Raw genomic sequence first — 25,572 nt, 5'->3', positions numbered from 1 at the left:
CGCGAACGCGCCCGTCCGACCAACCCTGTGTCTTGCCCCCAGCGCCATGCCCATGTTCCTGACCTGCTGCCCTGCTCCCGCGACCGTCAGAGGACGGTCTGCGTGTTCACGATCGCCGGAGCGGAGTCGAACTCGTCCCGGGCGAGCTCGGAGGTGACGTTGATGCCACCGTTCACGAGCCACAGGACGATCCCGCCCACGATCGCGGACATCAGGATGGCCGCGATCGACATCTTGGTCTTCACCGCGGTGATGACGACCATGAGGATGACGACCACGAAGGTCACGGACTCGATCGCGCTCTTGACCTCCTCGGACTTCACGGTGATGAGGTCGAGGAAGCCGTCGGCCATAACGATCTCGCTGATCATGGTTCTCTCCTTCGTTACTCCCCGGCCGTGCCGGGGTCGGTCGTGCCGGTTGGCGTCGTGTCGATACGGACAGCCGGCTCAACGCCGGCAACCTCCCAGCGGCCGTCCCGCGCGACGAGCGTGAGGACGTACTGGGCGGTCGTCTTGTTGCCGTCGAGCCGCGTGAGCTCGACGGTGGTCAGGGCGTGCGTGCCTTCGCCGTCGGCCGGGTCCTCCGTGACCTCGTGCGATCCCTTGATGCCCGTCACTGCCACGGCCGTGTACGGGGCCGGGGTCACGGCCGAGACGGAGGTGCCGGGGCGCAGGTAGCGCGTGATCTCGCCGTCGCCCGCGACCATGGCCGCGAGGAACCCGGCCACGGACTGGCCGGCCGGCGACGTCGGCGAGATGGTCTCGGAGTAGTCGAGGTCCGGCGGATCGGCGGCGGCCGCGGGCCCGGGGACGGGCGACGGCAGCGCGAGCGCCGTGACCGCGAGGTCCGGGCCGGAGTACCGGGTGTCCGTGCGCTGCACGAGGACCGGCACCTGGAAGTAGCGGCGCACCCACACGAGCGGGACCTCGGCCTGCTCGCCCTTCGGCTGTGCGTCAGCGGGCGGGGGTGTCGAGCCCGGGGCGGGCTCGGCGACGTCGACACCGACGGTCACCGACCAGACGTCGTTCTCCGCCTCCTCGACCTGTGCCACCGACGAGTCGCGGATGGTCTGGCCCTCCTGGGGGAGAGTACCGACCGGGGCGTTCGTCAGGGAGGCGATGAGCTGCTGGTCGTTGCTGTCGGCCCGCAGCCAGGTCTCCACGAGCTCGACCGCGCGCTCGGTCGCGGCGGCGGACTCCGCGGTGCTCGCCGTGCCGGCGGCCGCGGTGACGGGGGCCGGTGCGGGCCGCAGCGCGGTCCACACCAGTGCCGCGGGGCCGGCGAGCAGCGCCAGCGCGAGCAGCGCCCCCCAGGCCTTGGTGGCCAGGGCGGGGCCGTTGGACCACTCGACGACGGCGGGCGGCGCGTCGTCGTCGCCGCCTCCGCCGCCCGACGACGCGGGCGGCGCGGGCCGGTCGGGACCGCCCGCCCAGGGGGAGGCGGTGCCGGTGGCGCCGTCGGCGGGGCCGGGCAGCTCGGCCGGCTTGGCGGCCTTCTTGCCCCGACGGCGCACGAGGAGCGAGCTCATCGCGTGTGCACCTCGTTCTGCAGGTCCGCCCGGATGCGCGCGCGGGCCTCGCGCGCACTGCGCACGCGGGGGCTGTCGAGCGCCTCGGTCAGGCGGGTCGTCGTGTCGTTCTCACCGAGGGGGTCCTCGGCGAGCGATGCGATGAGGTCGCGCACCACGGGCGCCACCTCACCGCGTGCGGCATGCACCTCGGCGGTGTCCCGGAGCAGCGACCACGTGTGGTCGAAGGCCGTCGGACCGGGGTCCGCGGCCTGCAGGTCCGTATCCGTCCTGCCGAGGTCGGTGCTGCCGAGTCCGGCGCCGGGCGCCTGGTCGAGCTCGTCCTTGCTCATCTCGCCTCTCCCGTTGATCCGTCAGTTGCGTCTGCTCAGCACAAATGGCTGGTGATGTGTTCGTGTGACATCGGTCGAGCAGGGGTTTTGGCCGAGTGTGATGCAGGTCACATGGGTCTGGAACGAGCGGGCAACAGTGGCGGGCAACACCCTCCCGATGGACTCGGGGCAGACGGAGGGGGGAACCGCCATGCCTGCACGCACACCGGCGCCGGCATCAGGAACGCTGATGCGAGAGCTTGACCACGACTGGGCAGACCTGGTCCGTACGCGATCGTTCGCCACCGAGATCGACCGCTTCGTCGCACGGTTCCCCCGACTGGCGGGACTACGCCGGGGCGAGCCCGTCAGGCTCGCGCCCGACGAGGCGGACGAGGTGCTGTACGCGCTCATCGTCGAGCACGCGAGCGGCAGCTTCGCCGCCGGGCGCGCGGTGCTGCAGTGCATGCTGCCCGCGGTCCGCACCATCGTGCGCCGGTCGCGCCGGCACTACCCGGACGTGCAGGACCTCGAGCAGGAGGCTGCCGCCGCGATGTGGGACGCGATCACCCACTACGACCTCGAACGCAGCAGCCGGGTCGCGATGCGTCTGCAGGGGCACACCCTGACGCGCGTCGCCGGCGACCGGGCCCCGCACGCCCGGGGCGGCCGGGCGAGCCGCGGACCCCAGGTGGCGGAGATCCCCACCGACACGGACATGCTGACCGTCCTCGAGCGGCCGACCGCGCCCGAGCCCGGACCCGACGCGGTCTACTCGCTGGCGAGCCTGTCCCTGGGCCCCACGGGCGAGGTCCTGGACGTCATCGCGTGGGGCCTGGACAAGGACGTCCTCACGCGGGACGAGTCAGCACTTCTGGCGCGGCTCTACGCGCCGGACCCCGATCTCCCGGAGTACGCCGAGCTCGGCTCGGGTCGCGGGAACTATCAGCGGCGGGTGGCCCACGAGCTGGGCATCTCGCACGCAGCCTTGCGCCAGCGGGCGAGTCGCGCAGTGCGACGGCTGGCGGAAGCCGTTCAGTCCGGTGGTCTGTCTGGGGGACAACCGGGCGAACGGGACGGTGAGGGACGACGACGGCCGACGGGCTGAGCACTGGGGGGTGCGTGATGCCCTGAAGTCGTCCGAAGTTCGCCTCATCGCGAGAGGGTCCCACCGCCAGCGGGGCCCTCTCGTTCTGTCCCTGGCACCGGCAGGAGACTCGCTATCTCATGCCTGACCTGCAGAGTCAATGCCACAACCGTGGTTCTGACGTGCCATCGAAAGATTGTCTGAGGGTCACTCAATATTCAAGCCATCTCCACACTTTTGAAGTCTCCTTGACCTAGCGAGCATCCAGAACGCTGATTAGCGTTCAACCTGCCGGGTCCGCCCGTCTGGATGAGGATTACCTGCGGTGACACGCGTGTGACACCGCGGGAGGCCCTCGACAGCACGGGCGGGAGCACGGTGGAGACAGGTGCAGGCATGGGATCCTCGACGGGTTCCGCTCCGGGAAGACCCCTGGCGGACTCTGTCGATGGGCTCGGAGGAGACGGCACGGTGAGCAGTGGCACGAAGGTCGCGAACCAGGAACAACACGCCCGGTCCGCGACAAGACCCCAGCGACCCGCACCCCCCGGGCCGCTCAAACCCACGCGCGCCCGACGTCGGCCCGCCCTCATCGCCCTGGGTCTCGCGCTCGTGGCACTGAGCGTGCTGGCGAGCCTCTATCTGGCCACCACGCTCGGCAAGACGTACCAGGTCCTGGCCGTGAACACGGACATCCCGCGCGGCAGTGCGATCACGGCGGGCGACATCGTGACCGCCGAACTGCCCACGGGCCCGACCTCGCTCGACGCGGTCTCGGCCGACAAGTTCGACCAGGTCGTGGACAAGATCGCGACCGCCGACCTCAAGCCGGGGCAGCTCCTGACGTCCACGAGCTTCGCGGACGAGCTCGCGCCCCCGGCGGGCCAGTCCATCGTGGGTGTCGCGCTGACGCCCAGCCAGATGCCGACCAGCCCGCTGCAGGCCGGCGACTCCGTGCGCGTCGTCGAGACGCCCGCGACCGGCGGCGAGCCGCCGGTGGAGGCGCCGTTCGCCATCGCCGCCACGGTGGTCCGGGTCTCGAACGACGCTGCCCTCGGCGACCAGACTGTCGTCGACGTGCAGGTCGCGTCGGGCAACGCGGCGGGCCTCGCGGCCCGTGCCGCCACGGGCCGGGTCGCCGTCATCATCGACGCCGTCGGGGCCGGGTGATCCGGTGGCTCTCATCGCCCTGGCCAACGCGAAGGGTTCGCCGGGCACGACGACGGCGGCGCTCGTGCTGGCGCTCCAGTGGCCCCGCCCCGTGCTGCTCGTGGAGGCCGACCTCGCCGGATCGTCGATCCTGGCCGGGTACTTCCGCGGCCAGCTCCCGCACGAGCGGGGCCTGCAACCCCTCGCGATCGCGCACTCCCACGGCGATCTCGAGGCAGCCTTCTGGGAGCAGACGATTCCCCTCGTTCGAAACGATCCGGACAAGAAGCTGCTCCCCGGCATCGTCAGCCCGCACACCGCACCCGCCGTCGCGAACCTCTGGGGGCCGCTGGCCAACCAGCTCGTGGCGCTGGAGCGCGGGGGTATCGACGTGCTGGTCGACCTCGGCCGGCTCGGCACCGGCGGCGCCGTGCGCGAGGACCGCGAGCCGATCGTGCGCCTCGCGGACCAGGTGCTGATCACCACCGGGTCCCGACTGCCCGACATCGCGGTGACGCGCGAGCTCGTCAAGTCCCGCACGTCCGTCGTCGACGCCGCGGCGCGCGACCTCACCAACCTCACGGCCCTGACCATCGGGCCCGGCCGGCCCTACGACGCGAACGAGATCGCGCGGACGCTCGGCCTGGGCACCGTCGGCTCGCTCGCCTGGGACCCGGTCAACGCCGAGGTGCTGTCGGTGGGCTCGCCCGCCGGACGGCGGTACTCCACCTCCCCGCTCGTCCGGTCCGCCGCCCCGGTGATCTCCCGCCTCCAGGACCGCACGGAGAAGCGGCGCGCCCGGTTCTCCACCGGCCCGCGCGAGGTCGGCCGGGGGACCGGCCCACGGCGTCCGCCCGAGCAGTCCGGCGCGAGCGCGCGCTCCGCGTCCTGGAGCGTGCAGGGTGCCGGACCGTGGCAGGGCGACGGAAGGGGTGACGCGTGAGCACACCCGAGTTCCCCGACCTCTCCTCCCTGCCGATCTTCCACGACGCGGACGACCGAGCCCCGGCCCTCCCGCGTCGTGCCCCTGCCACCGATGCGGAGACCATGCCGGGCCGACGCCCTGCCGCCGTGCAGAACACCTGGACCCCGCCGGCCCCGGAGCCCGGCAACGGCGGCACCCGCACCGTCGACCCCGGAGGCGCCGGGCCCGCGAGGTCGGGTGGCGCGCCGCCGTCGTCCGGCGGCGGGACCTCACCCTGGGTCGGGGCGCTGGCCCGGGCCGAGCGGGACTACCACGGCCAGCCCGGCAACCCGCGGCTGCGCGACTCCGAGTTCTGGCGCCAGGTCAACAGCCTGCGCGGCGAGGTGTCCTCGCGGCTGACGACGGCGCTCGCGGCGCGCGAGCTGGACGAGGAGCAGCGCGAGGCCCTGGGCCAGGAGCTGATCCAGCAGGTGGTGCGCGACCACAACGACGCCCTGCTGTCGGGCGGTCAGCGCAACTGGACCACCGAGTACCAGGTCGAGGTGACGCGTGCGCTGTTCGACGCGCTGTTCCGCCTGGGCCGGCTGCAGCCCCTCATCGACACGCCCGACGTGGAGAACATCGAGATCACCGGTACCGCGCCGGTGCTCCTGCTGATGGGCGACGGCCGCCGCATGTACGCGGAGCCCATCGCGGACTCCGACGCGGAGCTCATCGACTTCCTCCAGTTCCTCGCGGCGCGCGACCCGGCGAACGAGCGGTCGTTCACCCGGGCCAACCCGTTCCTCAACCTGGACCTGCCCGGGCGCGTGCGGCTGGCCGCCGTCGGCTGGGTGGTCCCGTGGCCGCGCGTCACCATCCGCCTGCAGCGCCTGCAGTCGGTCGACCTCGAGCTGCTGCGCGAGAACCACACCATCGACGCCGTGCTGGTCGAGTTCCTGACGGCGGCGGTGCGCGCGCGCAAGTCGATCGTGGTGTCCGGCCAGGGCCAGGGCAGCGGCAAGACGACGCTCTTGCGTGCGTTGTGCGCCGGCCTCGACCCATGGGAGTCCATCGCGACGATCGAGACCGACTACGAGCTCTACCTCCACCTCGAGCCCGACAAGCACAAGCGTGTCGTCGCGCTGCGCACGCGCGAGGGCTCGGGCGAGATGAACACGTCGGGCCGTCGTGTGGGCGAGATCAACACGAACGTCAACGTGTACGAGTCGCTGCGGCACAACATCTCCCGCGTCATCGTCGGCGAGGTGCGCGGGCCCGAGATCGTGTCCATGTTCCAGGCCATGCAGATGGGTAACGGCTCGCTGTCCACGGTGCACGCCGACGGCGCGCGCGACGTCGTCGAACGCCTGGTCGGTATGGCCGTGCAGGACTCGACGCTGTCGGAGACATACGCGTACCGGCAGGTCGCGCAGTCGATCGACCTCATCGTCTTCCTCCGGGTCGACTCCGGGGGCGACGGGCGGCGGGTCCGTTACGTCTCCGAGGTGATCGAGGTGACGCGCGGCGAGGCAGGCAACCCGGTGGCGATCACCGACGTGTTCGAACCGGGTCCGGGCGGTCGCGCGGTGCCCAAGGTGACGCCGTCGTTCCTCGCGGACCTGGAGGCCGAGGGCTTCGACGCGAGCCTGCTCAACTACCGCGAAGGGCTCTGGGAGACCTCATGACCACCCTGATCGCGGTGCTGACCGGCCTCGGCCTGGGCCTCGGGGTGTGGTTCGTCGTCGTCGGCGCGCAACGGTACGAACCCACGCCGAAGCCGAAGCGCACCACCCCGCCGTTCCACGGGCTGCTTCGCCTGCTGGGCCTGACCAAGGGCGGGCCGCTCTACCCGCAGCGCAAGATCCTGGGCATCGGCGCGGCCGTGGGCCTGGTGGTCGGGCTCGTGACCGGCTGGTGGTCGCTCGTGCTCATCGTGCCGGTGCTCATCGTGGGCCTGCCGTCGCTGTTCCGCACCACCACCCAGTCCAACGAGGTGGAGAAGCTGACCGACCTGACCGCCTGGGTGCGGTCGCTGATCGGCGTGCTGTCGGGCGGCGCCGTCGGGCTGGAGCAGGGGATCGCCGCGACGCTGCACAGCGCCGCGCCGTCCGTGCGGCCGTCGCTCGCCCGACTCGTGGCCCGGCTGGAGGCGCGCCAGCCCATCAAGCCCGCCCTGTACCGCTGGGCGGAGGAGATGGACGACTACTCGGCCGACATGATCGCGTCGGCCATGATCCTGGAGTCGGACAACCGGACCGGCGCCGTGGCGCCCGCGCTCCGGCAGCTCGCCGAGTCCCTGTCGGCGCAGGCCAAGGCGCGGCGCGAGATCGAGACCGAGCGCGCGACCGGCCGGGCGACGGTGCGCTGGGTGACCATCGTGACCCTCGTGGTGCTGGCCGCGACGGCGATGTCCGGGTACCTGAGCGGGTACGACTCGCCGCTGGGCCAGGTCGTGGCCGTGGTGCTGTTCTGCGCGTACGTGGTCTGCCTGCTGTGGATGCGCAAGATCAGCCTCGGCCAGCCGATCCCGCGGTTCCTGCCGCACGAGCAGGAGGTCTGACATGTGGCCCTGGGCAATCGGCAGCGGCCTGGTCGCGGGACTCGGCCTGTTCCTCGTGGTGCGGGAGCTCCTCCCGTCGACGCCGCGGCTCCAGTCCGCGCTGGACCGGATGAGCGGCGACGACAAGGTCGAGCCCATCACGGTGTCCGACGGCACCGAGCTCACCGCGACCCAGCGGTACACGCAGGTGTTCGGGGCGTGGGCGCAGCGCCGGCTCCCGCTCTCCCTGCTCGGGCGTGGCGGACCGACCCGCGCCGACCTGGACCTGATCGGCAAGACAGCCACCGACCACTACGGCGAGAAGGCGCTCGGCACGGTGATCGTGCTGGTTGCGGTGCCCTTCCTCGGGCTCTGCGTCGGGCTGCTCAACCTCGGGATGCCGGTGTCGGTGCCGTTCGGGGCGGCGGTCGTGCTCGCGCTCGGCGCCTGGTTCCTGCCCGACCTCGACGCCCGGTCGAAGGCCAGGCGGGCCCGGCAGGAGTTCGCGCGGGCCGTGTCGACCTACCTCGAGCTGCTCGCGATCGAGCGCGTCTCCGGGGCCGGCGCCACGCAGGCGACGTTCGCCGCCGCGCAGGTCGCGGAGTCGTGGCCGTTCCGCCGGATCTCCGCGGCGCTCGAACGCAGCCGCTGGGAGGGCCAGGCGCCGTGGGTGGCGCTGCGCGAGCTGGGCGAGGAGGTCGAGGTGGACGCGCTGGGCGAGGTCGCCTCGATCGTGGAGCTCGCGGGTACCCAGGGCTCGGCTATCCACGACCAGCTGCAGTCCAAGGCGGCCGCGATGCGGGACGCGCAGCTCGACGTCGAGCAGCAGCTCGCGCACGACGCGACGGTCCGGATGACCGTCCCGGGGACACTTACCGTATTTGTGTACTTTTTGATGCTGATCTTTCCAATCGGGGTCACTATGTTTCAGACTGCACCCTGAGCCGGCTCGCCCTCGGGCGTCGTCGCGGTGTCACACGAGCCGCTTGTTACCCATTTGTTGAAGTCGACATCACCCCAGGAGTCACCATGAACCAGCACCTGAGCCAGGGCCGGACGGCGGCGTCGCGTGTCGCCGCGCGGGCGTCGTTGCGCGCGGCCGCGGCGCGCGGTCGCGTCGACGCCCTCAACGCCCGCTTCGCCGAGCGCTCGGCCGAGCTCCGCCGCCGGCTGTCCGCCGGTCGTGCGGGGGAGCCCGACGACGCCGGCCTGGAGTCCATCGAGGTGGTCGTGCTGTCCGTCGTGGGTCTCGGCATCGCCATCGCGCTCGGTGCGGCGATCAAGGGTCTCGTCGACGAGTACATGTCTCAGCTCTAGGGATGTAGCGGATGAACGAGCGCGGTGCCGCCTCCCTGCAGACCGTCCTGACCTACCCGATCGTGCTGATGCTCATCTTCGGGATGGTGCAGGGGGTGCTCTACTTCCACGCGCAGAACACGGCGCAGTCCGTGGCCAACGGGGCCGTGCAGGCCGCGCGCGTGGAGGGCGGCAGCGTCGACTCGGGATACGCGGAGGCCGCCTCGCGGCTCGCGCGCGGGGGCGACGCGTTCGCCTCGGTCCGGGTCTCGGTGACGCGCGGCGAGGAGATGGCGACCGCGACGGTGACCGGGCTGGCGCCCTCGATCGTGCCGGGTTTCCGCGGGCTGCGGGTGGAGCAGTCGGCGACGGGTCCCGTGGAGCGGTTCACGTCGGCGGTGAACGGCTGATGTGCGGGTCCGACGGGGGCGCGGACGAGCGCGGGAACGTGGCGATCAACACCGCCGTGATCTTTCCCGTGCTGCTGCTGATCGGGCTGCTGCTCATCATGGCGGGCCGGATCGTGCTGGCCGAGGGCGTGGTGCAGTCGGCCGCGAACGAGGCCGCGCGCGCGGCGTCGATCAGCCGGACGGCGGCCGTGGCCGGGATGCAGGCGACGTCGACGGCGACGTCGACCCTCGTGAACTCCGGGGTGAGGTGCTCCTCGACGTCGGTCCGGCCGGCGACGGACGCGTTCGACCTGCCGCTGGGGACGGTCGGGACCATCACGGTGCGGGTGGAGTGCGTGGTGCCGCTCCGTGACCTCGGGCTGCCGGGCGCGCCCGGTTCGCGGACGATCAGTGCGACGGGGACGTCGGTGCTCGACGCCTATCGGGGGCGGTCATGACCAGGGGGGCTGGGCGCATGTGGGTACGGCGTGGGCGGACGGCGGCGACGCCGGCGGGAGCACGCAGGGTGCGGGAGCGGGGCGAGATCAACATCCTCGCGGCCGGCATGGTGCCGGCGCTCATCATCGCGATCGGCCTCGTGGTCGACGGCGGCGGGCGACTGCACGCCGAGGACGAGGCCGAGTACGCCGCGGACCAGGCGGCTCGGGCCGCCGCACAGCAGATCCGGATCGACCGCGCACAGCTGGGCCTGCCCCCCGAGGTGGATCCCGGGCGCGCGACACAGGCTGCCGCCGACACGCTCGGCGCGCTGGGAGTGCAGGGCGGGGTGACCGGCGTGAACGGCGCCACCGTCACCGTGGGCACCCAGGTCACCTACAAGACGACGTTCCTGACGTTGATCGGCATCAGCTCGCTCCGTGTCACGGCCGATGCCGAGGCGCGGGCGGTCCGCGGCATAGGACAGGAGGAATCCTGATGAGCACCTCGACAGTCCAGGGTCGTGCGGTGACCGGTGAACCCGGCGGACCGCGGCGGGGTACCGGCGCGCGCGTGCTGAGAGGGCTCGGCGCGGCGCTGCTCCTGTGCGCGCTCGTCGTCGGGATCCCGGTGGGCCTGTGGGTGCTCGGCGGGCCGATCTGGACCGGACCCGTCAGCGTGGGCCAGATCATCTCGATCCTGAGCAGCCCCGACGTGACCGGTTCGGTGCTGATCGGGCTGATCAAGATCGTGGGCTGGGTCGCGTGGCTGACCTTCGCGATTGCGGTCGTCATCGAGGTGGTCGCGGCGCTGCGCGGACGCCGGTCGCCGCACGTGCGCGGGCTCGGCGCCCAGCAGCGCGCCGCGGCGGTGCTCGTGGGTGCGGTGATCACGATGCTGGTCGCGGCACCGTCCGTGTCGCCCGCCATGGCGGCGACGACGCCGGTGGAGGTCGCCGAGACCGGGACGGTCGTGACGGCGCCCGTCACGTCGGAGGCCGCCCTCCCGGCAGACGTCTCCACCGGAGCGACGGAGTCGAAGGCCGGCACCGACGAGGCACCGTTGCCCACGTACACCGTGCAGCCCGGCGACTCGCTGTGGCGGATCGCCGAGCAGACCCTGGGCGACGGCGCGCGGTTCAAGCAGATCGCCGACCTGAACTACGGCGTGCCGCAGGCCGACGGCAGTGCGCTCGACGCCGGCAACTGGATCGAGCCGGGCTGGGTGCTGCGGCTGCCCGCGGAGGCTGCCGAGGGCGCCGACGTCGTCCTCACCGGCGGGGACGGCGACGATCCCGTCGGGATCGGTCCGTCGAAGGCCGGCCCGGACGACCGGGAGGCCGTCGACGTGACCAACTCCGGGAAGGCCGCGGCCGAGGTGGTCGTGGAGCCGGGCGACACCCTGTGGGGGATCGCCGAGGAGGAGCTCGGCGACGGCACGAAGTACCCGGAGGTCTTCGAGGCGTCACGGGCCACGGACCAGCCGGGCGGGGAGCGGCTCACCGACCCTGACCTCATCTACCCGGGCTGGACCGTGACCGTTCCGGGCGCGGGGGAGGCCCCGCGGGACGAGGCGGCCGAGGGCACACGGGGCGACGATGCCGCGCAGCCGGCGCCGGACGACACCGACGAGTCGGCGTCCGAGGGGGAGTCCGCGGACGCGGGTGCGGAGCAGCCGGCCGGGTCGGACGCCGGTTCGGACGCCGCGGGGTCGGACGCCGCGACGCCGGGCGAGGCCGGGTCCGCACCGGGGGCCGAAGGCTCGGGCGACGAGGCCGAGGCCGACGGCGGCGTGTCGGACGCGGTGGGCGCCACGAGGATCGGCCAGCGTGCACCCGCCAAGGAGCCCGGACCCGAGCCGGCCGCGCCGTCCGCCGAGGTGACGCCCGAGGGCACGGTCGAGGTCGAGCCCGAGGACATCGAGGAGCCGGGCGGCGCGGGGAACGACGTCGTGCAGGACGAGCAGACGCCGTCGGACGAGCGGCCCGCCGGCGAGCCGGCCGGGGAGGCCCCGGCCGCCGACGAGCCGAACCGCGCCGGGCAGAACGCCGCCCCGCGGTCGCCGGCCGACGGCGCAGCCGACGAGCGGCGGGACGACGCGGGCCGTGCCGGTGCCGACCAGCCCGACCCCGCCGACGTCGCGACCGGTACGGCGGGTATCGGCGGCCCGGACGGCGCCGAGGACGACACGGGTGCGGACGACGCCGGCAAGGACAACACCGGCAAGGACAACACCGGCGCCGGGGGCGACACGTCCGAACCGAAGCCGGAGCGGACCGCCGAGGGCAACCTCGTCCCGAAGGCCCCGCCGGCACCGCAGGAGACGGAGGGGCCCCAGTACGACGAGGTCACGCCCGAGGACCTCGAGAACGACCCGAACCTCGAGCCGGACGAGTCGGCGCCGCAGGGCCGCTCGCTCGACGAGTCGATTCCCGGGAGCGGGCTGATCGCCGACGAGCTCCTCCCGCAGGACGAGGGCGACGAGCCGGCCGCGAAGGAGACGTCGTCCGGGAGCGGTACGACCTGGGGCGGGGACCGGGCGTCCGAGGACGAGTCGGCGACGGGCAACGCGCTGGAGGGCGTGATCGAGGAGCCCGCCCAGCTCGTCCCGGAGGACGAGGTGGAGCCGACCTCGATCGGGGGCGCGGGCATCGCCCCGTCCCAGGGCGCGGACGACGTGCTGCCCGGGGGCCTCGCGAGCGACGACCCCGTCGCGGGGGAGTCCGTTCCCGAGGTCGCCGTCGAGTCGTCGCCGCCCGTGGAGGCCACGGCACCGGTGGAGACCGAAGGCCCCGCCGAGCCGGACACCTCGGACACGCAGCCCGGCGCCGTGGCGGCCGGGACGACGGCGGCCTCCGCCGCAGCCACGACCACCGCCGCCGCGAGCGACCCGTCGCTCCTGGACTCGGCGAGCGACGTTGCCTCCGACCTCGTGGAAGACATCGACGAGACGGTGGGTATACGCACCGCGGCCGGCGTCGGCGGCCTGCTCGCCGCAGGGCTGCTCGCCCTGGTCGCCGTGAAGCGGCGGCGAGTACGCAAGGGTCGCGAACCCGGTGAGACCGTCGTCGTACCCGGGCCGGAGACGCCGGCGGGGGCGCTGGAGCGCGACCTGCACGGCGTCGAGGACCCCTTCGGGCGGGACCAGGTGGACCGCGCGCTGCGCAGCCTCGCGCTGTGGCACCGCGAGCGGGGCCTGCCGCTGCCAGGGGTGCGCATCGCGCGGCTCAAGAGCGGCGAGTTCGTCGAGCTCTACCTCGACCGCGCCTCCGACCTGCCCGAACCCTGGGCCAGCACGACCGACCGGTTCATCTGGCAGCTCGCGGCGGGCGACGCCGAAGCCGCCGCACAGGTCGGCCCTGCCGGGCCCGGCGCGACCGAGGACGGAGAGGCGCCCTACCCGGCCCTCGTCACCGTCGGCCACGACGACGAGAACGCGCACCTCATGCTCGACCTCGAGAATCTCGCGTGCCTCGACATCCGCGGCACGGACGCAGCCGCGCAGGCCACCCTCGCGGCGCTCGCCGTCGAGCTGGCCACGAGCCTGTGGGCGGACGACCTGCAGGTCACCGTCGTGGGCATGCTCGGCGAGCTGCCGGGCGTGGTCGACACGGGCCGGGTGCGGCACGTCGCGGGCCTCGCGGAGGTCGTGCGCGAGCTCGAGGCGCGCGCCGCCGACGTCGACCGTACGCTGGCGCAGGTCGGAGCCACCTCCGTGGCCGAGGCACGCGGCCGGGGACTGGCGACCGACGCCTGGACGCCGGAGATCCTGCTCGTCGGCGAGCGGCTCGGACTGACCGATCGCGCCAGGTTGGAGAGCCTTGTCGAGCGCGTGCCGAGCGTCGGGATCGCGGCCGTGACGTCCAGCGCGGAGGTGGGGGACTGGGTGCTCGACCTGACCGGCGACCTGACCAACGGCGACACCACCCGCGGCATCCTCATGCCGGCCTATATCGCGGTGCGCCCGCAACAGCTCGACGCCGAGACCTACGCACAGGCCCTGGCCCTGCTGGCCGAGCCCGAGACCGCGCCCGGCCCCGAGTGGAGCCGCTCGATCGACCGCACCGAACCGACGCTCGAGGAGATCCCTGTGGAAGCTGTCCGCGCTGGTGCCGCGGATTCGGACGTCGCGGTCGGTGAGGCGACGGCGCTCGCGCCGTCGGCCTACGGCGCCGGGACGGGGACGACGGCTGGTCCGGCGGCCCCGGCGACCCACGGCAGGCTGCCCGAGAGCTTCTCGCCGTGGGCGCGGGCCGCGGTCAGCGTGGCGACCCCGCCGCTGGGGACACCCGTCGTCGGGACGGGTGGGCCGGCCGAGACGTCGGGTCCGGCCGAGGCGAAGCCCGAGCCGGTCGTGGTCGAGCCGCCGATCGTGCGGGTGCTGGGCAACGTCGAGCTTGGCGGGACGACGGGTGTGGAGCTGCCCTCCACGCACCAGCGGCAGGCGACCGAGCTGATCGCCTTCCTGGCGTTCAACCCGGGTTCGCGTGGTTCGGACATCTCGAAGGCGCTGTGGCCCTCGCGCGAGCCCAACCTGGCGACCCGGCGCTCCGCCGTCTCGCGCGCCCGGCGCTGGCTGGGCACCGACCCGAACGGCTTCGAGTACCTGCCGCGCTACTGGTCCGCGGACGACGGCGGCCAGGCCGACGTCGAGTCCGCCGGCTACCGCCTGCGCGGGGTCGCCGCGGACTGGCACAAGTTCTGCGACCTGGTCGGCCCGGACCTCACGCAGACGCCGACGTCGGACCTGCTCGCCGCGCTGGACATGGTGCGCGGCAAGCCGTTCGAGGGCGTGCCGCTGCGCAAGTACGTGTGGGCCGAGCAGCTGATGCACACGATCTCGTCGGGCGTGGTCGACGTGTCCCACGAGGTGGCCCGTCGCGCGCTCCTGGAGGGCGACGTGGCGACCGCGCGGCACGCGTCCCAGGTGGGGCGGCTCGCCGACCCGGTGGACGAGCGGTCGTGGCGCAACGGGATCCGCGCGGAGATCGCCTCCGGCCGGCGCGACGCGGTGGGCCGGCTCGTGGATCGGCTGCGCGACCACCTGGAGCAGCTCGCCATGGAGCCCGAGCCGGACACCGAGGAGCTGCTGGCGCAGGTGGACGAGCAGGAGCGGCGGCGGGAGCGCGCCGGGGGCTGAGATCGGGCCCGCCCGAGGCCGTTACCGCCGAGGCGGTGTCACGGACAGCAGACAAGGTCTGCTGTCCGTGACTCGTTGCGCTCAGTCGAACCCGCCCGGGCCCGGGATCGGTGCGAGGTCAATGGCGAAGCTCTCGGCGTCCTGACCGGTGAGCCGGGCGAGCAGGATGCGGAGGGCGGCCTCGGCGTCGTCCAGGAAGACCGCCTGGCTGACGGCGCCGGGGACGCCCACCGCGCGCAGCGTCCAGCGCTGGTCGTCGCGGTACGCGACCACGGTGTACCTGTTCATTCCGGGCTCGCCGGCCCTGGCGCAGTGGTGCAGACGTGATGAGAGGTCATGGTGGCAAGCCTGTAGAGGAACATCGCGATCCGCTACTTGAAACTCGTATTGGCCACCTATCAGGGGGGATTTCAAGGGGTATGTCGGGTGCGGGGCGTCTTTCCTGGCGGCCGTGTCCTGCCCTGTCCCCAAGGTTTTCCACAGGGCCCACTTTCCGGATCCCGGGGGCGCGGCTAGCGTCATTCCCGGCCGTTGCGGATACGCAACGGCGTGGCCGAGGGGCGGGGTGCGGGATGAGCGGCATGGTGATGCGCGCGATCGGGCTGATGGTGACGGCCGGCTTGGCGCTGATGGCGTGCACGGGCTCGCCGCCGGATCCGGACGTCTCTCCTGCGCCCACCGGCGACCCGACGCCCGCGGCCAGTGCGAGCCCGTCCCCATCGGCACCGGCCAAGCCGGAGCGTCCCGAGGCGATGAAGCGCAAGGACGCGGCGGGGGCCGCGGCTGCGGCGGAATATTTCATCGAGCTCTACCCGTACGTGATGGCCACGGGGGACACGGAGGAGTTCGAGGCGATGTCGCACCGGGCGTGCGGGTTCTGCAGCGATGCGCTTGCGCAGGCAGAGCGGATCGCCGCAGACGATTGGACGTATACCGGCGGCGGCTCGGACCTTCTTGTGACGCAGGTTTATGCGCGGGACGAACTAACTGGGATCTTTCCTCTCGACGTAGAGATCTCGCAAGAGTCATCCCGAATCACGAGCGTGTCTGGGGAAGAGCTCTACTCAGTGGAAGCCAAGACGTTCGATCGCCGTGTTGAGTTGGGGCGTCGGGATGGCCAGTGGGTAGTTGTGACCGTTGCTCCTGTCCCGGCGGTTGGTCGATGAGGGCTATAGCGGCTCTCGCGCTTACGGTTGTGCTCGGGTTCCCGCCCAGCGGGCTCGGTGACATCGAAGGGCAGAGCAGCCGGGACGCTGTACGGGTGTCAGCTGAGTTGCCAACGGCGTCCGTGCGGACACCTGCTGGCGCGCGTCAACGATCGTCGGGGCAGTCGTACGCTCCGCCCGTTCGCCAATGGCGTGTCACTCCCGCGTTGTGCTTCCTCCGTGACCTCGGTGGGGCCACGGTGCTCGCCGAGTCGTGCGACGAGGGCCACCAGCTCGCCTACGAAGGCATCGAGTGCGAGGACGACGAGCAAGCGGTCGGGGCTCTGTTCGAGCAGCGTCAGGTGTCGGGCGAGTGGTCGGATGCCGCACTGGTCGAGGATGAGTCCTGCCTGGCCGAGCGCCGTCGCCAGGTCGACATCCCCGCCGCCGCGGCGCGGGCGTTCCAGGAGATGCAGATCGCGCCGTCGGAGGTGAACGTACAACCGCCGGACGGCTGGACCCTCGTCAACGCCGACACCATCGCCTTTACCGATCGAGAACCTCGAACGGTCAGCACCGAACTGTTCGGCATCCCTGTGGATATCCGTGCGGTCCCGAGCAACTACTCCTGGGACTTCGGCGATGGCACAGCTCCGTTGAGCACCACCGACCCGGGCGCTCCGTACCCCGCACACACCATCGCGCACGCCTATGCGAAGCAGGGCACGGCGACCATCTCGCTCACCACCACCTGGAGCGGTCAGTTTCGCCTGGCCGGTGAGCCCACCTGGCGTGACGTGCCGGGAGAGGCGACCACGTCGTCGTCGTCGGGCAGCCTGGAGATCCTGGAGGCCCGGGCTCGGCTGGTCGAGGACCTGTACGGCGGCTGAGGCGGGCCGTGTTCTCGGCGCTCACGACACCGCGTGCTTGGCGGTCGTGGTGTCGAGGCAACGGTCGACCAGTGCCGTGAGCTCGAGCGGTAGCGGCAGACCGCTCTGTTCTGCGGGGGACAGGTCGTCGTAGAGGGCGACGGCGACAGGCCCCGCCATCTGGTCGGCCGGCGCGTCGGTGCAGAGCAGGATCCCGACCGTCGGACGGTGGGTCTCGGGGATGCGTACGAGGTCGTCCACCAGCGACACCGTGTATCGCGTGCGGCCGATCAGGACCGGATTGAAGCGACCGACGTGGACCTGGATCGCGATGTACCGCAGCTGGGTCACGTGAAAGAGGAGCAGGTCGACGGAGTAGTCGCGCTCGTCCTCCATCAGCTCCATGTGCCGGTCGACCACGCACATGTGGCGGTCCGGCAGAGCGAGGAGATCCTCAAGGTGGTCGACCACGATGCCGGTGAAGGTGCGGCGGATCGACTCGGTGATCTCGTCGATGATGTCCTCGAACCCCTCGGGGCCGGACTCGGTGCGCCGGAACATGTTCATCGCTCACCGGTCCGGTGGAGGGGCTCGGTTCGGACAGTCAGAAGGTTCATGGCTCAAGCCTGTAGAGGCATTGCAACATTCGCCACCCGAGTTGCGTATACGCAACGAATCGACATGACGGCGACGGTCGCCAAGGGAGGAGCATGGCACGTTTGTGGCCAGCGCTTGCCCTGTGTTGGCGAGATGTTGTGAATTATCACGGACGCGCCTTGCCGGGAAGACGGATGTAGCGCACCCTTGTTCCGGCCGTGTTCACTGAGTTGTGCCCGAAGTTGAGGGAGTCGCCGATGGTCTCGTCCGCCATCACGCCCAAGCGCACCATCGCCGTCCTCATCGGGGTCGCAGTCATAGCGGTGGCGGCGTTCGCGGTCGTGCGGTCGGGTGTGTTCGAGCCGGAGACGGTCCAGGGTGCGATCCCCGGACCGGGATCATCGTCCCCTTCGGCGTCGGCTTCCGCGAGTCCTTCGGCGAGCCCGGCTCCGGAACCGTCCGCATCGCCGACGACGCCGGAGCAGATCAAGGCCAAGAACATCGCGGACGCGAAGGCGCGGCTCGTGAAGTACTACGAGACTACGGCGCAGGTGGCGAATAACGGCTATACGGATTGGGCGGACAAGCTTCTCCCGTTCTGGGGCAACCCTGATATCTGGGGTCCTACGGGCGATGCTTTCGAGCAACTGGCGACTGAGGGTCGGTACACCACCGGCTCCGCCGAGGTTGTCAAGTCAGAAGTTACTGACTATAAGCCGAATGATAATGGCTTTGAGTCAGTGTCATTGGAGGCTTGCGTCGATTTTAGTGATGTCAAGAACTTCGACAAAGGTGGGAACGTAATTGCACGCCAAGCGGGCGCGCCGAGCCGATACATGTTTTCGTATCTGATTCGCCACCAAGGTCCGGATACTGCCTGGACGGTCAACACGGAGACGCCGCATCCGGAGAAGGCATGCTGAGATCACGAGTTGCGCCTAGGTTTCGCGGCGGCCTTGTCTCATTCGGGATAGCGCTTGCGGCTTTGCTGTCCCTCCTCACGCCAGCTCCCACAGCGATGGCGGATGTATGCATTCCGGTGACAATGCCTGACGGCGTCGTCATCCCGTGTGAAGATCACGGAGGAGGCGGAGAAGACGGTGGCGGTGACAACCCCGGTGGCGGTGTTGAAGGGCCGCAGGTTTGCCGCTTCAAAGGGGAAGAAGTCCCGTGTTCGTCGCCGTACGGTGCGTGGAACGGCCGATGCTATGAGCGCGTGTTCTCCGACAACCCCCAGGACGGCAACGACTGGGAGGGCCACGATGATGGTTTTCTCGTGGAATGCACGCCGCCGGAATGTGCGCAGAACGATACGCCTCCGGAAGCCTGTGATGGCTACGCCGTCTATTGGCGTCCGAGCGCCCCAGCAGCGACAGGCCCATCGGCCGAGGAGCTCGCCCAGCGCGCCGTAGCCGCCATGAATCTCTCCATGGGCCAGATCGGTTCCACTCCGCCGGCGTCCGGCAGTAATCCAAGTGCGGTCGGGACCATCGGCCTGCCTATCTGGTTGTGGATCGCGAACCGTGCTGAGAACACGATCGGCCCGATCACGCGTTCCGCAGGTGGCGGTGGCTTGACCGTCACGGCCGCCGGCACTCTCGATCGTGTCGAGTGGACCCTGACGTCGGCGAACGGCACCACGATTGGCGCCATCTCCTGCGACGGGGCCAACGCTCCCGGCACACCGTACGACGGGCGTAACAGCGCGGAACCGTCGCCGACCTGCGGGTTCGGTGCGGACCTCAACAGCAGCCCGGGCACCCTGACCCTCACGGGTACGGCGTACTGGGCGGTCGAATGGCAGAGCAGCGGTGGGCAGGGCGGCCAGATTCCTTTCACGACGCAGCCGATCACAACGCAGATCCGGATCGGTGAGCTTCAGGCGCTCCTCCGGAACTGATACTGCGCATTCCCGCAGCCGGTCAGCCTACTCATCAGGTCCTGACCCCGAACCGCTCGTACCGCCAGGCTAGGAACTCGGCGCTCGGACGATCGGCACGGCGCCGGGGAAGTTGAATGGTCCGGCCGTGCATCTCCTGCAGTCCGTGCCTCAGCATCGGTCCGTCGACCTTTTCGAGGAGGTCGCGGGAGACCTGAACTTTGTAATCCGGCGTCACGCCGAGCATGTTCTGGTCGTACGCAGCGTGGTGGATCTTGCACAGAGCAAGGCCGTTGTTCACCGTCGGAACTCCGCGCTCATGTGAGTCCGGGATGATGTGCGCTGCGTCGAGCAGCGAGCCGAACTTCAACTCACATACCGCGCACTGGGTGTCGTAAGCGACGATGACGCGGGTGCGAAAGGCCGGCTGATGCAGTCGTTCCTTCGCGAGCCGTAGTGCCCAGATCCGATCGGGCTCAGGCATGTGTCGCACGTCGGGCACATAGTTGAAGGACTCATCGAGAGCGATGATGAAGGTGCGATCCTCGGGATAGTCCTCGACGACGTAGACCGGGGCCACGGGCGTGTAGATGTTGGGCACCTCCTTCCGGAACAGGATCAGCGGAGCACCCGTGGCCATCGCATTGCGGAGCTTTCGATTGTCGCCGGACCAGGGGTCTCCCTCGCGGTACGCGTAGTGGAGAAGACCGTCCTCGGACTCGGTGTCGTCGTAGGGCCCGTCGGTGGCGCTGACGATCGACAGGGTGGACCCGAAGGACGCGGGATTTCGGATTCCCCGCGAGTAGTCGATGATCGGCAACTTCTGGCCGTCGATGTGGAAGTCGAGCAGCTCGGCGCGATTGAGAAACCCACCGTTCGCCTCGGCGCGCTCCTGAACCCAGGAGATGATGCGTGCGCGCAATGCCTTCTCGAACGCAGATTCCATGTGCACACCTCACCAGATCTCATCGGCCGGGGGAAGCCATGAGCATGGTGGGCACAGTCGGGCGACACCGCGGTGAGCAGCACGAACTGCCAGGCGACGCATTCTCCCCGCGGGATGCTCGGTCGCAGCGTGGAGTCCAGGATGGACCCCATGGCATCCACCTCCTCCGTCCTCCGCGGCATCGGCCAGGTAGCTCTTGGCGCCGCCCTGCTCACGGCCGGCATCAGCCACCTGACCACGGCCCGCAAGGAGTTCCAGGCCCAGGTACCCAGCTGGTTCCCGGCCGACCCCGACACCGTCGTGGTCGGGTCCGGGATCCTCGAGATCGGCCTCGGTACGGCCTTGGTGGCCACCTGGAAGCAGCCGGCCCGACGCCGTCTGGGGGCGCTGGCCGCCGCGTTCTTCGTCGCGGTCTTCCCGGGGAACGTCGCGCAGTACGCGGGACGCCGGAACGCGTTCGGCCTGGACACCGACCGCAAGCGCGCTCTGCGGCTCCTCGGCCAGCCGGTCCTGGTCGCGTGGGCGCTCGCCTCGACGCGGAACCGGTCGGCACGGTCCGGGAGCTGACGCCGGGCGGCCGGGCGTCAGACGCCCTGGAGCACTCCCAGCTTGCTCGCGAAGTCGACCAGCTCGAACGTCGAGCCCGTCACCAGGGTCGCGCCCGCAGCTCGTGCCACGTCGGAGACGGGCTCGACGTTCCCGTAGAGAACGAACGGCAGGTGAGCGTCCGCCGCACGGACCTCGGCGAGAAGGCGGAGTCCGGCGTCCGGCACGTCGACGCCGGACTCGTGCCGGCCCATGTCCGAGATCACCAGTCCGTACCGGCGGCTCCCGAGGAGGCGCATCGCCTCGGCCGTCGAGCGCGCGGTGTCGACCTGGGCGCCCTCACGCCGCCACGATTCCGTGACCATCGCGTTGTTCTCCGGGTGGTCGTCGACCCAGAGGATCGGCAGGTTCGCGGGGACCGAGACCCGTCGCTCCCGCTCCGACGACGCCCAGCCGGTCTCGTCCGGGGGCGGGGTCACGCCCTGGGACTGCCCGGGGACCCCGGTCCCAGGGGTCGGCAGGACGCCGTCCAGCTGACGCTTGAGCAGCGCCACCTCACGCTGCAGGTCGGTGATCATGTCGGACTGCTGGTCCGTCGCCTGCTTGAGGTTGAGTCGTTGCCCGCCGATCTCCAGCGTGACGTCGTCGGAGTTGCGCAGCTTCGACAGGAGCTGCCGGCCGAACACCAGCAGCACGACGATGACGAGCAGGGGCCACAGGAGGCTGGCGACAGCCCCGATCAGGTCGGCAACGGGAGTCACGGGGTAAACGTACCGGTCGGGGCCGTGGATCGGGACAGGCCAGCAGGGCTCAGCCCTCCAGCAGCCCTCGGATGTCGTCCGCCCCCAGCGCCCCCGCGAACGCGCCCGCGTCGTCGCTCAGCACCGCGTCGAACAGCCGGGCCTTGCGCTCCTTGAGCGCCATCACCTTGTCCTCGATCGTGTTCTCGGACACCAGCCGGAACACCATCACGTTGCGCGTCTGCCCGATGCGGTGCGTCCGGTCGATCGCCTGCGCCTCCGTCGCCGGGTTCCACCACGGGTCGAGGAGGTAGACGTAGTCGGCCTCCGTCAGGTTGAGCCCGAACCCACCGGCCTTGAGGCTGATGAGGAACACCGGCGCTGCCCCGTCCTTGAACCGGCCGATCACCTCCGGCCTCCGCCGCGTGGACCCGTCCAGGTACTCGTACGGGATCCCCAGCTCCTGGCACACTTCGGCCGCCTTCGTCAGGAACGACGTGAACTGGGAGAACACCAGCGCGCGGTGCCCCTCCGCCGCGACCTCCGCGAGCTGCTCCGCGAGCAGGTCCAGCTTGGCCGACCCGACGCCCTCGTACTCCGGGTCCACCAGCGAGGCGTCCAGCGCCAGGCGCCGCAGGGTCGTCAGCGCGCGGAACACCGCCACCCGGTTCTCGTCGAAGCTGTCCAGCAGACCCAGCAGGCGCGACCGCTCGCGCTGCAGGTGCGTGTCGTAGATCCGGCGGTGCCGGGGGTCGAGGGTGACGCGGAGCACCTGCTCCTGCCGTTCGGGCAGCTCGGGCGCCACCTGGCCCTTGGTCCGGCGCAGCATGAGCGGCTTGATCCGACGGCGGAGCCGGTTCAGGAGCGGCCCCGAGTCGCCCTCGCCCGCGACCGGCTTGACGTAGTCCTCCCGGAACTTCATCGCCGACCCGTACAGCCCCGGCGCGACGATCGCGAGCATCGCCCACAGCTCCATGAGGTTGTTCTCCATGGGCGTGCCGGTGATGGCGAGCTTGAACGGCGTCCGCAGGCGGCGCGCCGACTCGTTGGCGCGCGTCTGGTGGTTCTTCGCGAACTGCGCCTCGTCGAGGATCAGGCCGCTCCACCCGACGTCGGCGAACGCGTCGAAGTCCAGCCGGAAGATGGCGTACGACGTCACCACGACGTCCGCTCCCGCGGCGACGTCCGCCACCGAGGTACCGGCCTTTCGCGCGGTCGTCGGGAGTGTCACCACCTTGAGGTCGGGCGTGAACCGCGCGGCCTCGGTGGCCCAGTTGCTCACCACCGAGGCCGGCGCGACCACGAGGAACGGCGGCCGGGCGCCCTCCTGGCGGGCCTGGGCGACGAAGGCGAGGGTCTGGATCGTCTTGCCCAGGCCCATGTCGTCGGCGAGGATCCCGCCCAGCCCGTGGCGCCACAGGAAGGTGAGCCACTCGAAACCGTGCTGCTGGTAGGGCCGCAGCTCGGCCTTCAGGCCGACGGGCGGCGGGAGCGGCTCGGGCCCGTCCACGCCGTCGGCGGTCAGCGCGACCAGGTCGCTCACCGAGCGCCGCCAGCGGTCGGACTGCTCGACGACGTCGGCGACGTCCTCCAGCTCGGCCCACAGGCCGGCGTTGAACCGGCTGATCCGCAGCTTGCCCGGCTGGTCGGAGAGCCGCTGCGCCTCCTCGATCAGGGCGCGGAGCTGCGCGAACACGGGCAGGTCGGTACGCAGCCAGGTGCCGTCGGTCAGCATGAACCGCTTCTGGTTGCGGGCCAGTGCGTCGAACAGCGACCCGAACGGGATCTCGCGCCCGTTGACCGTGACGGTGACCCCCAGCTCGAACCAGTCCATGTCGCCGCTGTCGGTGGCGCGCATGCTGACGACGGGGGTGGCCTCCAGGCCGCGGTACTCGGGCAGCTCGTCGCTCTCCACCCGGACGTCCGGCAGGGCCCGGAGCGCGGGCAGCGCCGTGGTGGCGAAGTCCATCGCCTGCAGCCCGCGGAACACCTCGGGCGCCACCCGGAAGTGGCCGAAGCCGGGCACCTCGCGCACCGCGGCGACGGCCCGGCCGAGGGTCGCGGCCTCCGCCGCGAGATCGCGCAGGTCGGAGCCCGGTTCCAGCGCTGTGGTCAGCGGGTACTCCTTGTCCGACGGCGGATAGGCCCACCGCCACGTCACCCGGACCTCCGCCGCCGAGACGGCCTCGACGGACACGACGAGCTCAGGGCGGGGGAGCTCCGGCAGCTCGACGCCGGCGTCGGCCCGGACCCGCACCTCCCGGCGCAGGAGCGGCAGGTAGTCGGCCAGGAACTCGTCGACCGCGTCGGCCGGGATCGCGACGACGGCGAGGTGCACCGCGGCGCGCTCCTGGTCGGTGAGCGGCGCCGTCGTCGGGCCCAGGGTGATGGTGCGGCCCGAGGAGGACTCCTCCACCGCGAACAGGCCGTGGTGACCCAGCGGACCGACCGACGCCGTACCCGTGACCACGCCGTCGAAGGCGACGGTGCGCTCGAGGCGCGCGCCGCCGTCGGGCAGCGAGAGGTCCAGCGCGACGGACGCCTCCTGGGCCAGGCGCACCGACTCGCGCCTCGACTTGCCGACGAGCTCGATCCCGAGCTCGGCGGCGTCGGCGAGGTGGTGCCAGAACGGGCGGGGCAGCACGTCGTCCAGGCTGATCCAGTCGCCCGTGCTGAGATACCCGTAGCCGCGCGGGCTCGTGGCGCGGAGGGCGTCGAGCGTGGTGAACCACTCCCGGACGGCAGGGTCGACGCCGCGGAGGAAGCCGTTGCGGATGTAGCTCCACGAGGCGTTGCCGCCGACCCAGGCTCCCCGGTCGTTGCGCTGGACGGGCCGCATCGACAGGGACAGGGTGTGCGCGGCGGCGGAGCCGTCGATCCGGAGCTGCAGCGCCAGCGTCGTCCCCGGGTCGGTCGCCGGACCGGCCGGCGCGGTCGCGGGCGCCGCGGGCACGAGCTGCTGGACGACCGCCTTCCACTCCGGAACCTGCGGGGCCCGGTTCAGCGACGAGGCGGGTCGGACCAGCGAGGCCAGACCGTCCGTGCCGGACTCGAGGAGCGTCGCCGCCACGTGCTTGCAGGCGGACCGGACCGGGCAGGTGCAGTCCGAGCCGACGACGACCGGCGGGCCGGGCGGGTCCGCCTTGAACTCGATGGAGCACGAGTACGTGCTGCGGCCGCTGCCGCGCACCCACGAGATGAGGAGCAGGTCGTCCGGCAGCCACTCCCACGAGATGACCCGGCCCTGCTGCTGGTACTCCTCGCCGCGCTGGAACGCGCCGCTGCCCACCAGCAGCCTGATGGCCGCGGGGTGGAGGCGCGGGGCGGGGATCGGCGTGGGCACCCGTCCATGGTTCCACGGCGGGCCGGACCGTCAGGCCGAGTTGTCCACAGCGTGCCGCACATCACGGAGTGTCGGTCCACACCTTGTGGACGAGCGTGCTGCCCGAGCGCGGTGCGGGTACTGGGCACCGGGTATGCCGCGGTGCAGGTCCTGCGGGGGGCTGATGCTGGTCGCCGTGCCGTGCGCCGTCGTCGCGGCCCGGCGCCTGGCGGTGGCCGTTACCCCTGATCCGGCCACCGTCAAGGCAGAGAACGTGTACTACTTCGCGGAGCTGGCTCGGATCTCTTCCAGCGCCACGACCTCGAGGATCTGCTTCACGATGATCGGGCCGACCGACTCCCAGGAGAGCATCTCGGCGATGACCATGTACGACAGGTCGTCCCCGGTGAAGCAGCCGCCCCGGTGCAGGGCGTTGAGCAGTCGGTGCTTGGGCCAGGTGAGGTCGTCGAGCCGCTCGACCCGCCGCACTGCGGGGTAGAGGCGGCCGACGGGAAGCGGCTTGAGCCGGGTCACCGCGGCGTCGGCAAGGCGCGCGACGCCGACATCGGTCTTGTTGTCGACCTTGCCGACGTACCAGGCGTCGTCTTCGGCCATGACCTCACGAAACCAGGGAAAGACCTCTCCCCAAGTTGGCGTCGGTGTGACGGCGGGTGCGTCGGACATGAACGGGAGCCTCCAGTCCCTGTAGGTAACTAGTCTCAATCCTTGCACCGTTCGACCG

Annotated in this window: 25 protein-coding genes; 16 read left to right on the top strand and 9 right to left on the bottom strand. The window is 71.2% G+C overall.

From position 1 onward, the window contains the following. Positions 1–86: 86 nt before the first annotated feature. From ACH45N_RS00915 to ACH45N_RS00905, 3 genes are read right to left on the bottom strand one after another with little or no spacing between them, the layout of a single operon-like run. Positions 87–371, bottom strand: a complete 285-nt coding sequence (locus tag ACH45N_RS00915) for a hypothetical protein (protein WP_285100538.1) — start codon at positions 369–371, stop codon at positions 87–89. Positions 372–385: 14 nt separating this feature from the next. Continuing rightward, positions 386–1,531, bottom strand: coding sequence for a hypothetical protein (locus ACH45N_RS00910; RefSeq protein WP_397390277.1), 1,146 nt, complete (start codon positions 1,529–1,531; stop codon positions 386–388). Next, on the bottom strand, positions 1,528–1,863 hold the full coding sequence (locus ACH45N_RS00905) for a hypothetical protein (protein WP_397390275.1): 336 nt from the start codon (positions 1,861–1,863) through the stop codon (positions 1,528–1,530). Before ACH45N_RS00905 ends, ACH45N_RS00910 begins: the two co-directional genes overlap by 4 nt. A 229-nt stretch (positions 1,864–2,092) precedes the next feature. Here ACH45N_RS00905 and ACH45N_RS00900 point away from each other — a divergent pair, with 229 nt between their 5' ends. The 11 genes from ACH45N_RS00900 to ACH45N_RS00850 all read left to right on the top strand — a co-directional run bounded on the left by ACH45N_RS00900 (position 2,093) and on the right by ACH45N_RS00850 (position 14,786). After that, the gene (locus ACH45N_RS00900) at positions 2,093–2,950 is read left to right on the top strand and encodes a hypothetical protein (protein ID WP_397390273.1); all 858 of its coding nucleotides are present in this window, start codon (positions 2,093–2,095) and stop codon (positions 2,948–2,950) included. Positions 2,951–3,400: 450 nt separating this feature from the next. Next, complete coding sequence (locus tag ACH45N_RS00895) at positions 3,401–4,099, top strand: SAF domain-containing protein (RefSeq protein ID WP_397390271.1); 699 nt, start codon at positions 3,401–3,403, stop codon at positions 4,097–4,099. A gap of 4 nt (positions 4,100–4,103) precedes the next feature. Then, positions 4,104–5,021 carry a hypothetical protein gene (locus ACH45N_RS00890; protein WP_397390269.1) on the top strand — a complete coding sequence of 306 codons (918 nt, stop codon included), beginning with the start codon at positions 4,104–4,106 and terminating at the stop codon, positions 5,019–5,021. Then, positions 5,018–6,670, top strand: a complete 1,653-nt coding sequence (locus ACH45N_RS00885; RefSeq protein WP_397390267.1) for a CpaF family protein — start codon at positions 5,018–5,020, stop codon at positions 6,668–6,670. Before ACH45N_RS00890 ends, ACH45N_RS00885 begins: the two co-directional genes overlap by 4 nt. Further along, positions 6,667–7,545 (top strand): type II secretion system F family protein, encoded by an 879-nt coding sequence (locus ACH45N_RS00880; RefSeq protein ID WP_397390265.1) that lies wholly within the window; start codon positions 6,667–6,669, stop codon positions 7,543–7,545. Before ACH45N_RS00885 ends, ACH45N_RS00880 begins: the two co-directional genes overlap by 4 nt. 1 nt (position 7,546) lies before the next feature. Then, a complete protein-coding gene (locus ACH45N_RS00875; RefSeq protein WP_377227349.1) occupies positions 7,547–8,467 on the top strand; it encodes a hypothetical protein in 921 nt (306 codons plus the stop codon). 86 nt (positions 8,468–8,553) lie between these two features. Next, entirely contained in the window at positions 8,554–8,841 is a 288-nt protein-coding gene (locus ACH45N_RS00870) for a hypothetical protein (RefSeq protein ID WP_377227348.1), read from the top strand. Between the two features lie 11 nt (positions 8,842–8,852). After that, positions 8,853–9,230 carry a TadE family protein gene (locus tag ACH45N_RS00865; protein WP_377227347.1) on the top strand — a complete coding sequence of 126 codons (378 nt, stop codon included), beginning with the start codon at positions 8,853–8,855 and terminating at the stop codon, positions 9,228–9,230. 38 nt (positions 9,231–9,268) lie between these two features. Continuing rightward, positions 9,269–9,667 carry a TadE/TadG family type IV pilus assembly protein gene (locus ACH45N_RS00860; RefSeq protein ID WP_397390262.1) on the top strand — a complete coding sequence of 133 codons (399 nt, stop codon included), beginning with the start codon at positions 9,269–9,271 and terminating at the stop codon, positions 9,665–9,667. Continuing rightward, positions 9,664–10,146, top strand: a complete 483-nt coding sequence (locus tag ACH45N_RS00855; RefSeq protein ID WP_397390260.1) for a pilus assembly protein TadG-related protein — start codon at positions 9,664–9,666, stop codon at positions 10,144–10,146. The genes ACH45N_RS00860 and ACH45N_RS00855 overlap by 4 nt, the downstream gene beginning before the upstream one ends. After that, positions 10,146–14,786, top strand: a complete 4,641-nt coding sequence (locus ACH45N_RS00850; protein WP_397390258.1) for a LysM peptidoglycan-binding domain-containing protein — start codon at positions 10,146–10,148, stop codon at positions 14,784–14,786. The genes ACH45N_RS00855 and ACH45N_RS00850 overlap by 1 nt, the downstream gene beginning before the upstream one ends. 81 nt (positions 14,787–14,867) lie before the next feature. Here ACH45N_RS00850 and ACH45N_RS00845 read toward each other — a convergent pair whose 3' ends face one another. Further along, a complete protein-coding gene (locus tag ACH45N_RS00845; RefSeq protein WP_397390256.1) occupies positions 14,868–15,074 on the bottom strand; it encodes a hypothetical protein in 207 nt (68 codons plus the stop codon). 284 nt (positions 15,075–15,358) lie between these two features. On the opposite strand from ACH45N_RS00845, the gene ACH45N_RS00840 reads away from it, so the two are divergent. Further along, complete coding sequence (locus tag ACH45N_RS00840) at positions 15,359–15,952, top strand: DUF6318 family protein (protein WP_397390254.1); 594 nt, start codon at positions 15,359–15,361, stop codon at positions 15,950–15,952. Between the two features lie 239 nt (positions 15,953–16,191). Beyond that, positions 16,192–16,821, top strand: a complete 630-nt coding sequence (locus tag ACH45N_RS00835; RefSeq protein WP_397390252.1) for a PKD domain-containing protein — start codon at positions 16,192–16,194, stop codon at positions 16,819–16,821. 21 nt (positions 16,822–16,842) lie between these two features. On the opposite strand, the gene ACH45N_RS00830 is transcribed toward ACH45N_RS00835, so the two are convergent. Further along, positions 16,843–17,367: a PDDEXK nuclease domain-containing protein gene (locus ACH45N_RS00830; protein WP_397390250.1), complete on the bottom strand. Its 525-nt coding sequence runs from the start codon at positions 17,365–17,367 to the stop codon at positions 16,843–16,845. A gap of 287 nt (positions 17,368–17,654) precedes the next feature. Here ACH45N_RS00830 and ACH45N_RS00825 point away from each other — a divergent pair, with 287 nt between their 5' ends. After that, the gene (locus ACH45N_RS00825) at positions 17,655–18,320 is read left to right on the top strand and encodes a hypothetical protein (protein ID WP_397390248.1); all 666 of its coding nucleotides are present in this window, start codon (positions 17,655–17,657) and stop codon (positions 18,318–18,320) included. Positions 18,321–18,613: 293 nt separating this feature from the next. Continuing rightward, a complete protein-coding gene (locus ACH45N_RS00820; protein WP_397390247.1) occupies positions 18,614–19,297 on the top strand; it encodes a hypothetical protein in 684 nt (227 codons plus the stop codon). 34 nt (positions 19,298–19,331) lie between these two features. Here ACH45N_RS00820 and ACH45N_RS00815 read toward each other — a convergent pair whose 3' ends face one another. Then, positions 19,332–20,222: an HNH endonuclease gene (locus tag ACH45N_RS00815; protein WP_397390245.1), complete on the bottom strand. Its 891-nt coding sequence runs from the start codon at positions 20,220–20,222 to the stop codon at positions 19,332–19,334. Between the two features lie 150 nt (positions 20,223–20,372). Between ACH45N_RS00815 and ACH45N_RS00810 the strand changes: the two genes are divergently transcribed. Beyond that, entirely contained in the window at positions 20,373–20,789 is a 417-nt protein-coding gene (locus ACH45N_RS00810) for a hypothetical protein (protein WP_397390243.1), read from the top strand. A 17-nt stretch (positions 20,790–20,806) separates the two neighbouring features. On the opposite strand, the gene ACH45N_RS00805 is transcribed toward ACH45N_RS00810, so the two are convergent. The 3 genes from ACH45N_RS00805 to ACH45N_RS00795 form a co-directional block, all read right to left on the bottom strand. After that, a complete protein-coding gene (locus ACH45N_RS00805; protein ID WP_397390241.1) occupies positions 20,807–21,529 on the bottom strand; it encodes a response regulator in 723 nt (240 codons plus the stop codon). A 49-nt stretch (positions 21,530–21,578) separates the two neighbouring features. Continuing rightward, positions 21,579–24,851, bottom strand: coding sequence for an SNF2-related protein (locus ACH45N_RS00800; protein WP_397390239.1), 3,273 nt, complete (start codon positions 24,849–24,851; stop codon positions 21,579–21,581). A gap of 258 nt (positions 24,852–25,109) precedes the next feature. Next, positions 25,110–25,514 (bottom strand): hypothetical protein, encoded by a 405-nt coding sequence (locus ACH45N_RS00795; RefSeq protein ID WP_397390237.1) that lies wholly within the window; start codon positions 25,512–25,514, stop codon positions 25,110–25,112. Between the last annotated feature and the right edge of the window lie 58 nt (positions 25,515–25,572).

The sequence above is a fragment of the Promicromonospora sp. NPDC019610 genome, assembly GCF_044389365.1.
Lineage (GTDB): Bacteria > Actinomycetota > Actinomycetes > Actinomycetales > Cellulomonadaceae > Promicromonospora.
This window is presented reverse-complemented; position numbering and strand designations above follow the sequence as displayed.

Coding starts and splice junctions, on each gene's coding strand:
- ACH45N_RS00870 (WP_377227348.1), top strand. CDS start 8,554: ATGAACCAGCACCTGAGCCAGGGCCGGACGGCGGCGTCGCGTGTCGCC.
- ACH45N_RS00830 (WP_397390250.1), bottom strand. CDS start 17,367: ATGAACATGTTCCGGCGCACCGAGTCCGGCCCCGAGGGGTTCGAGGAC.
- ACH45N_RS00865 (WP_377227347.1), top strand. CDS start 8,853: ATGAACGAGCGCGGTGCCGCCTCCCTGCAGACCGTCCTGACCTACCCG.
- ACH45N_RS00910 (WP_397390277.1), bottom strand. CDS start 1,531: ATGAGCTCGCTCCTCGTGCGCCGTCGGGGCAAGAAGGCCGCCAAGCCG.
- ACH45N_RS00915 (WP_285100538.1), bottom strand. CDS start 371: ATGATCAGCGAGATCGTTATGGCCGACGGCTTCCTCGACCTCATCACC.
- ACH45N_RS00840 (WP_397390254.1), top strand. CDS start 15,359: ATGAGCGGCATGGTGATGCGCGCGATCGGGCTGATGGTGACGGCCGGC.
- ACH45N_RS00900 (WP_397390273.1), top strand. CDS start 2,093: ATGCGAGAGCTTGACCACGACTGGGCAGACCTGGTCCGTACGCGATCG.
- ACH45N_RS00880 (WP_397390265.1), top strand. CDS start 6,667: ATGACCACCCTGATCGCGGTGCTGACCGGCCTCGGCCTGGGCCTCGGG.
- ACH45N_RS00810 (WP_397390243.1), top strand. CDS start 20,373: ATGGCATCCACCTCCTCCGTCCTCCGCGGCATCGGCCAGGTAGCTCTT.
- ACH45N_RS00905 (WP_397390275.1), bottom strand. CDS start 1,863: ATGAGCAAGGACGAGCTCGACCAGGCGCCCGGCGCCGGACTCGGCAGC.
- ACH45N_RS00850 (WP_397390258.1), top strand. CDS start 10,146: ATGAGCACCTCGACAGTCCAGGGTCGTGCGGTGACCGGTGAACCCGGC.
- ACH45N_RS00795 (WP_397390237.1), bottom strand. CDS start 25,514: ATGTCCGACGCACCCGCCGTCACACCGACGCCAACTTGGGGAGAGGTC.
- ACH45N_RS00855 (WP_397390260.1), top strand. CDS start 9,664: ATGACCAGGGGGGCTGGGCGCATGTGGGTACGGCGTGGGCGGACGGCG.
- ACH45N_RS00845 (WP_397390256.1), bottom strand. CDS start 15,074: ATGAACAGGTACACCGTGGTCGCGTACCGCGACGACCAGCGCTGGACG.
- ACH45N_RS00815 (WP_397390245.1), bottom strand. CDS start 20,222: ATGGAATCTGCGTTCGAGAAGGCATTGCGCGCACGCATCATCTCCTGG.
- ACH45N_RS00825 (WP_397390248.1), top strand. CDS start 17,655: ATGGTCTCGTCCGCCATCACGCCCAAGCGCACCATCGCCGTCCTCATC.
- ACH45N_RS00875 (WP_377227349.1), top strand. CDS start 7,547: ATGTGGCCCTGGGCAATCGGCAGCGGCCTGGTCGCGGGACTCGGCCTG.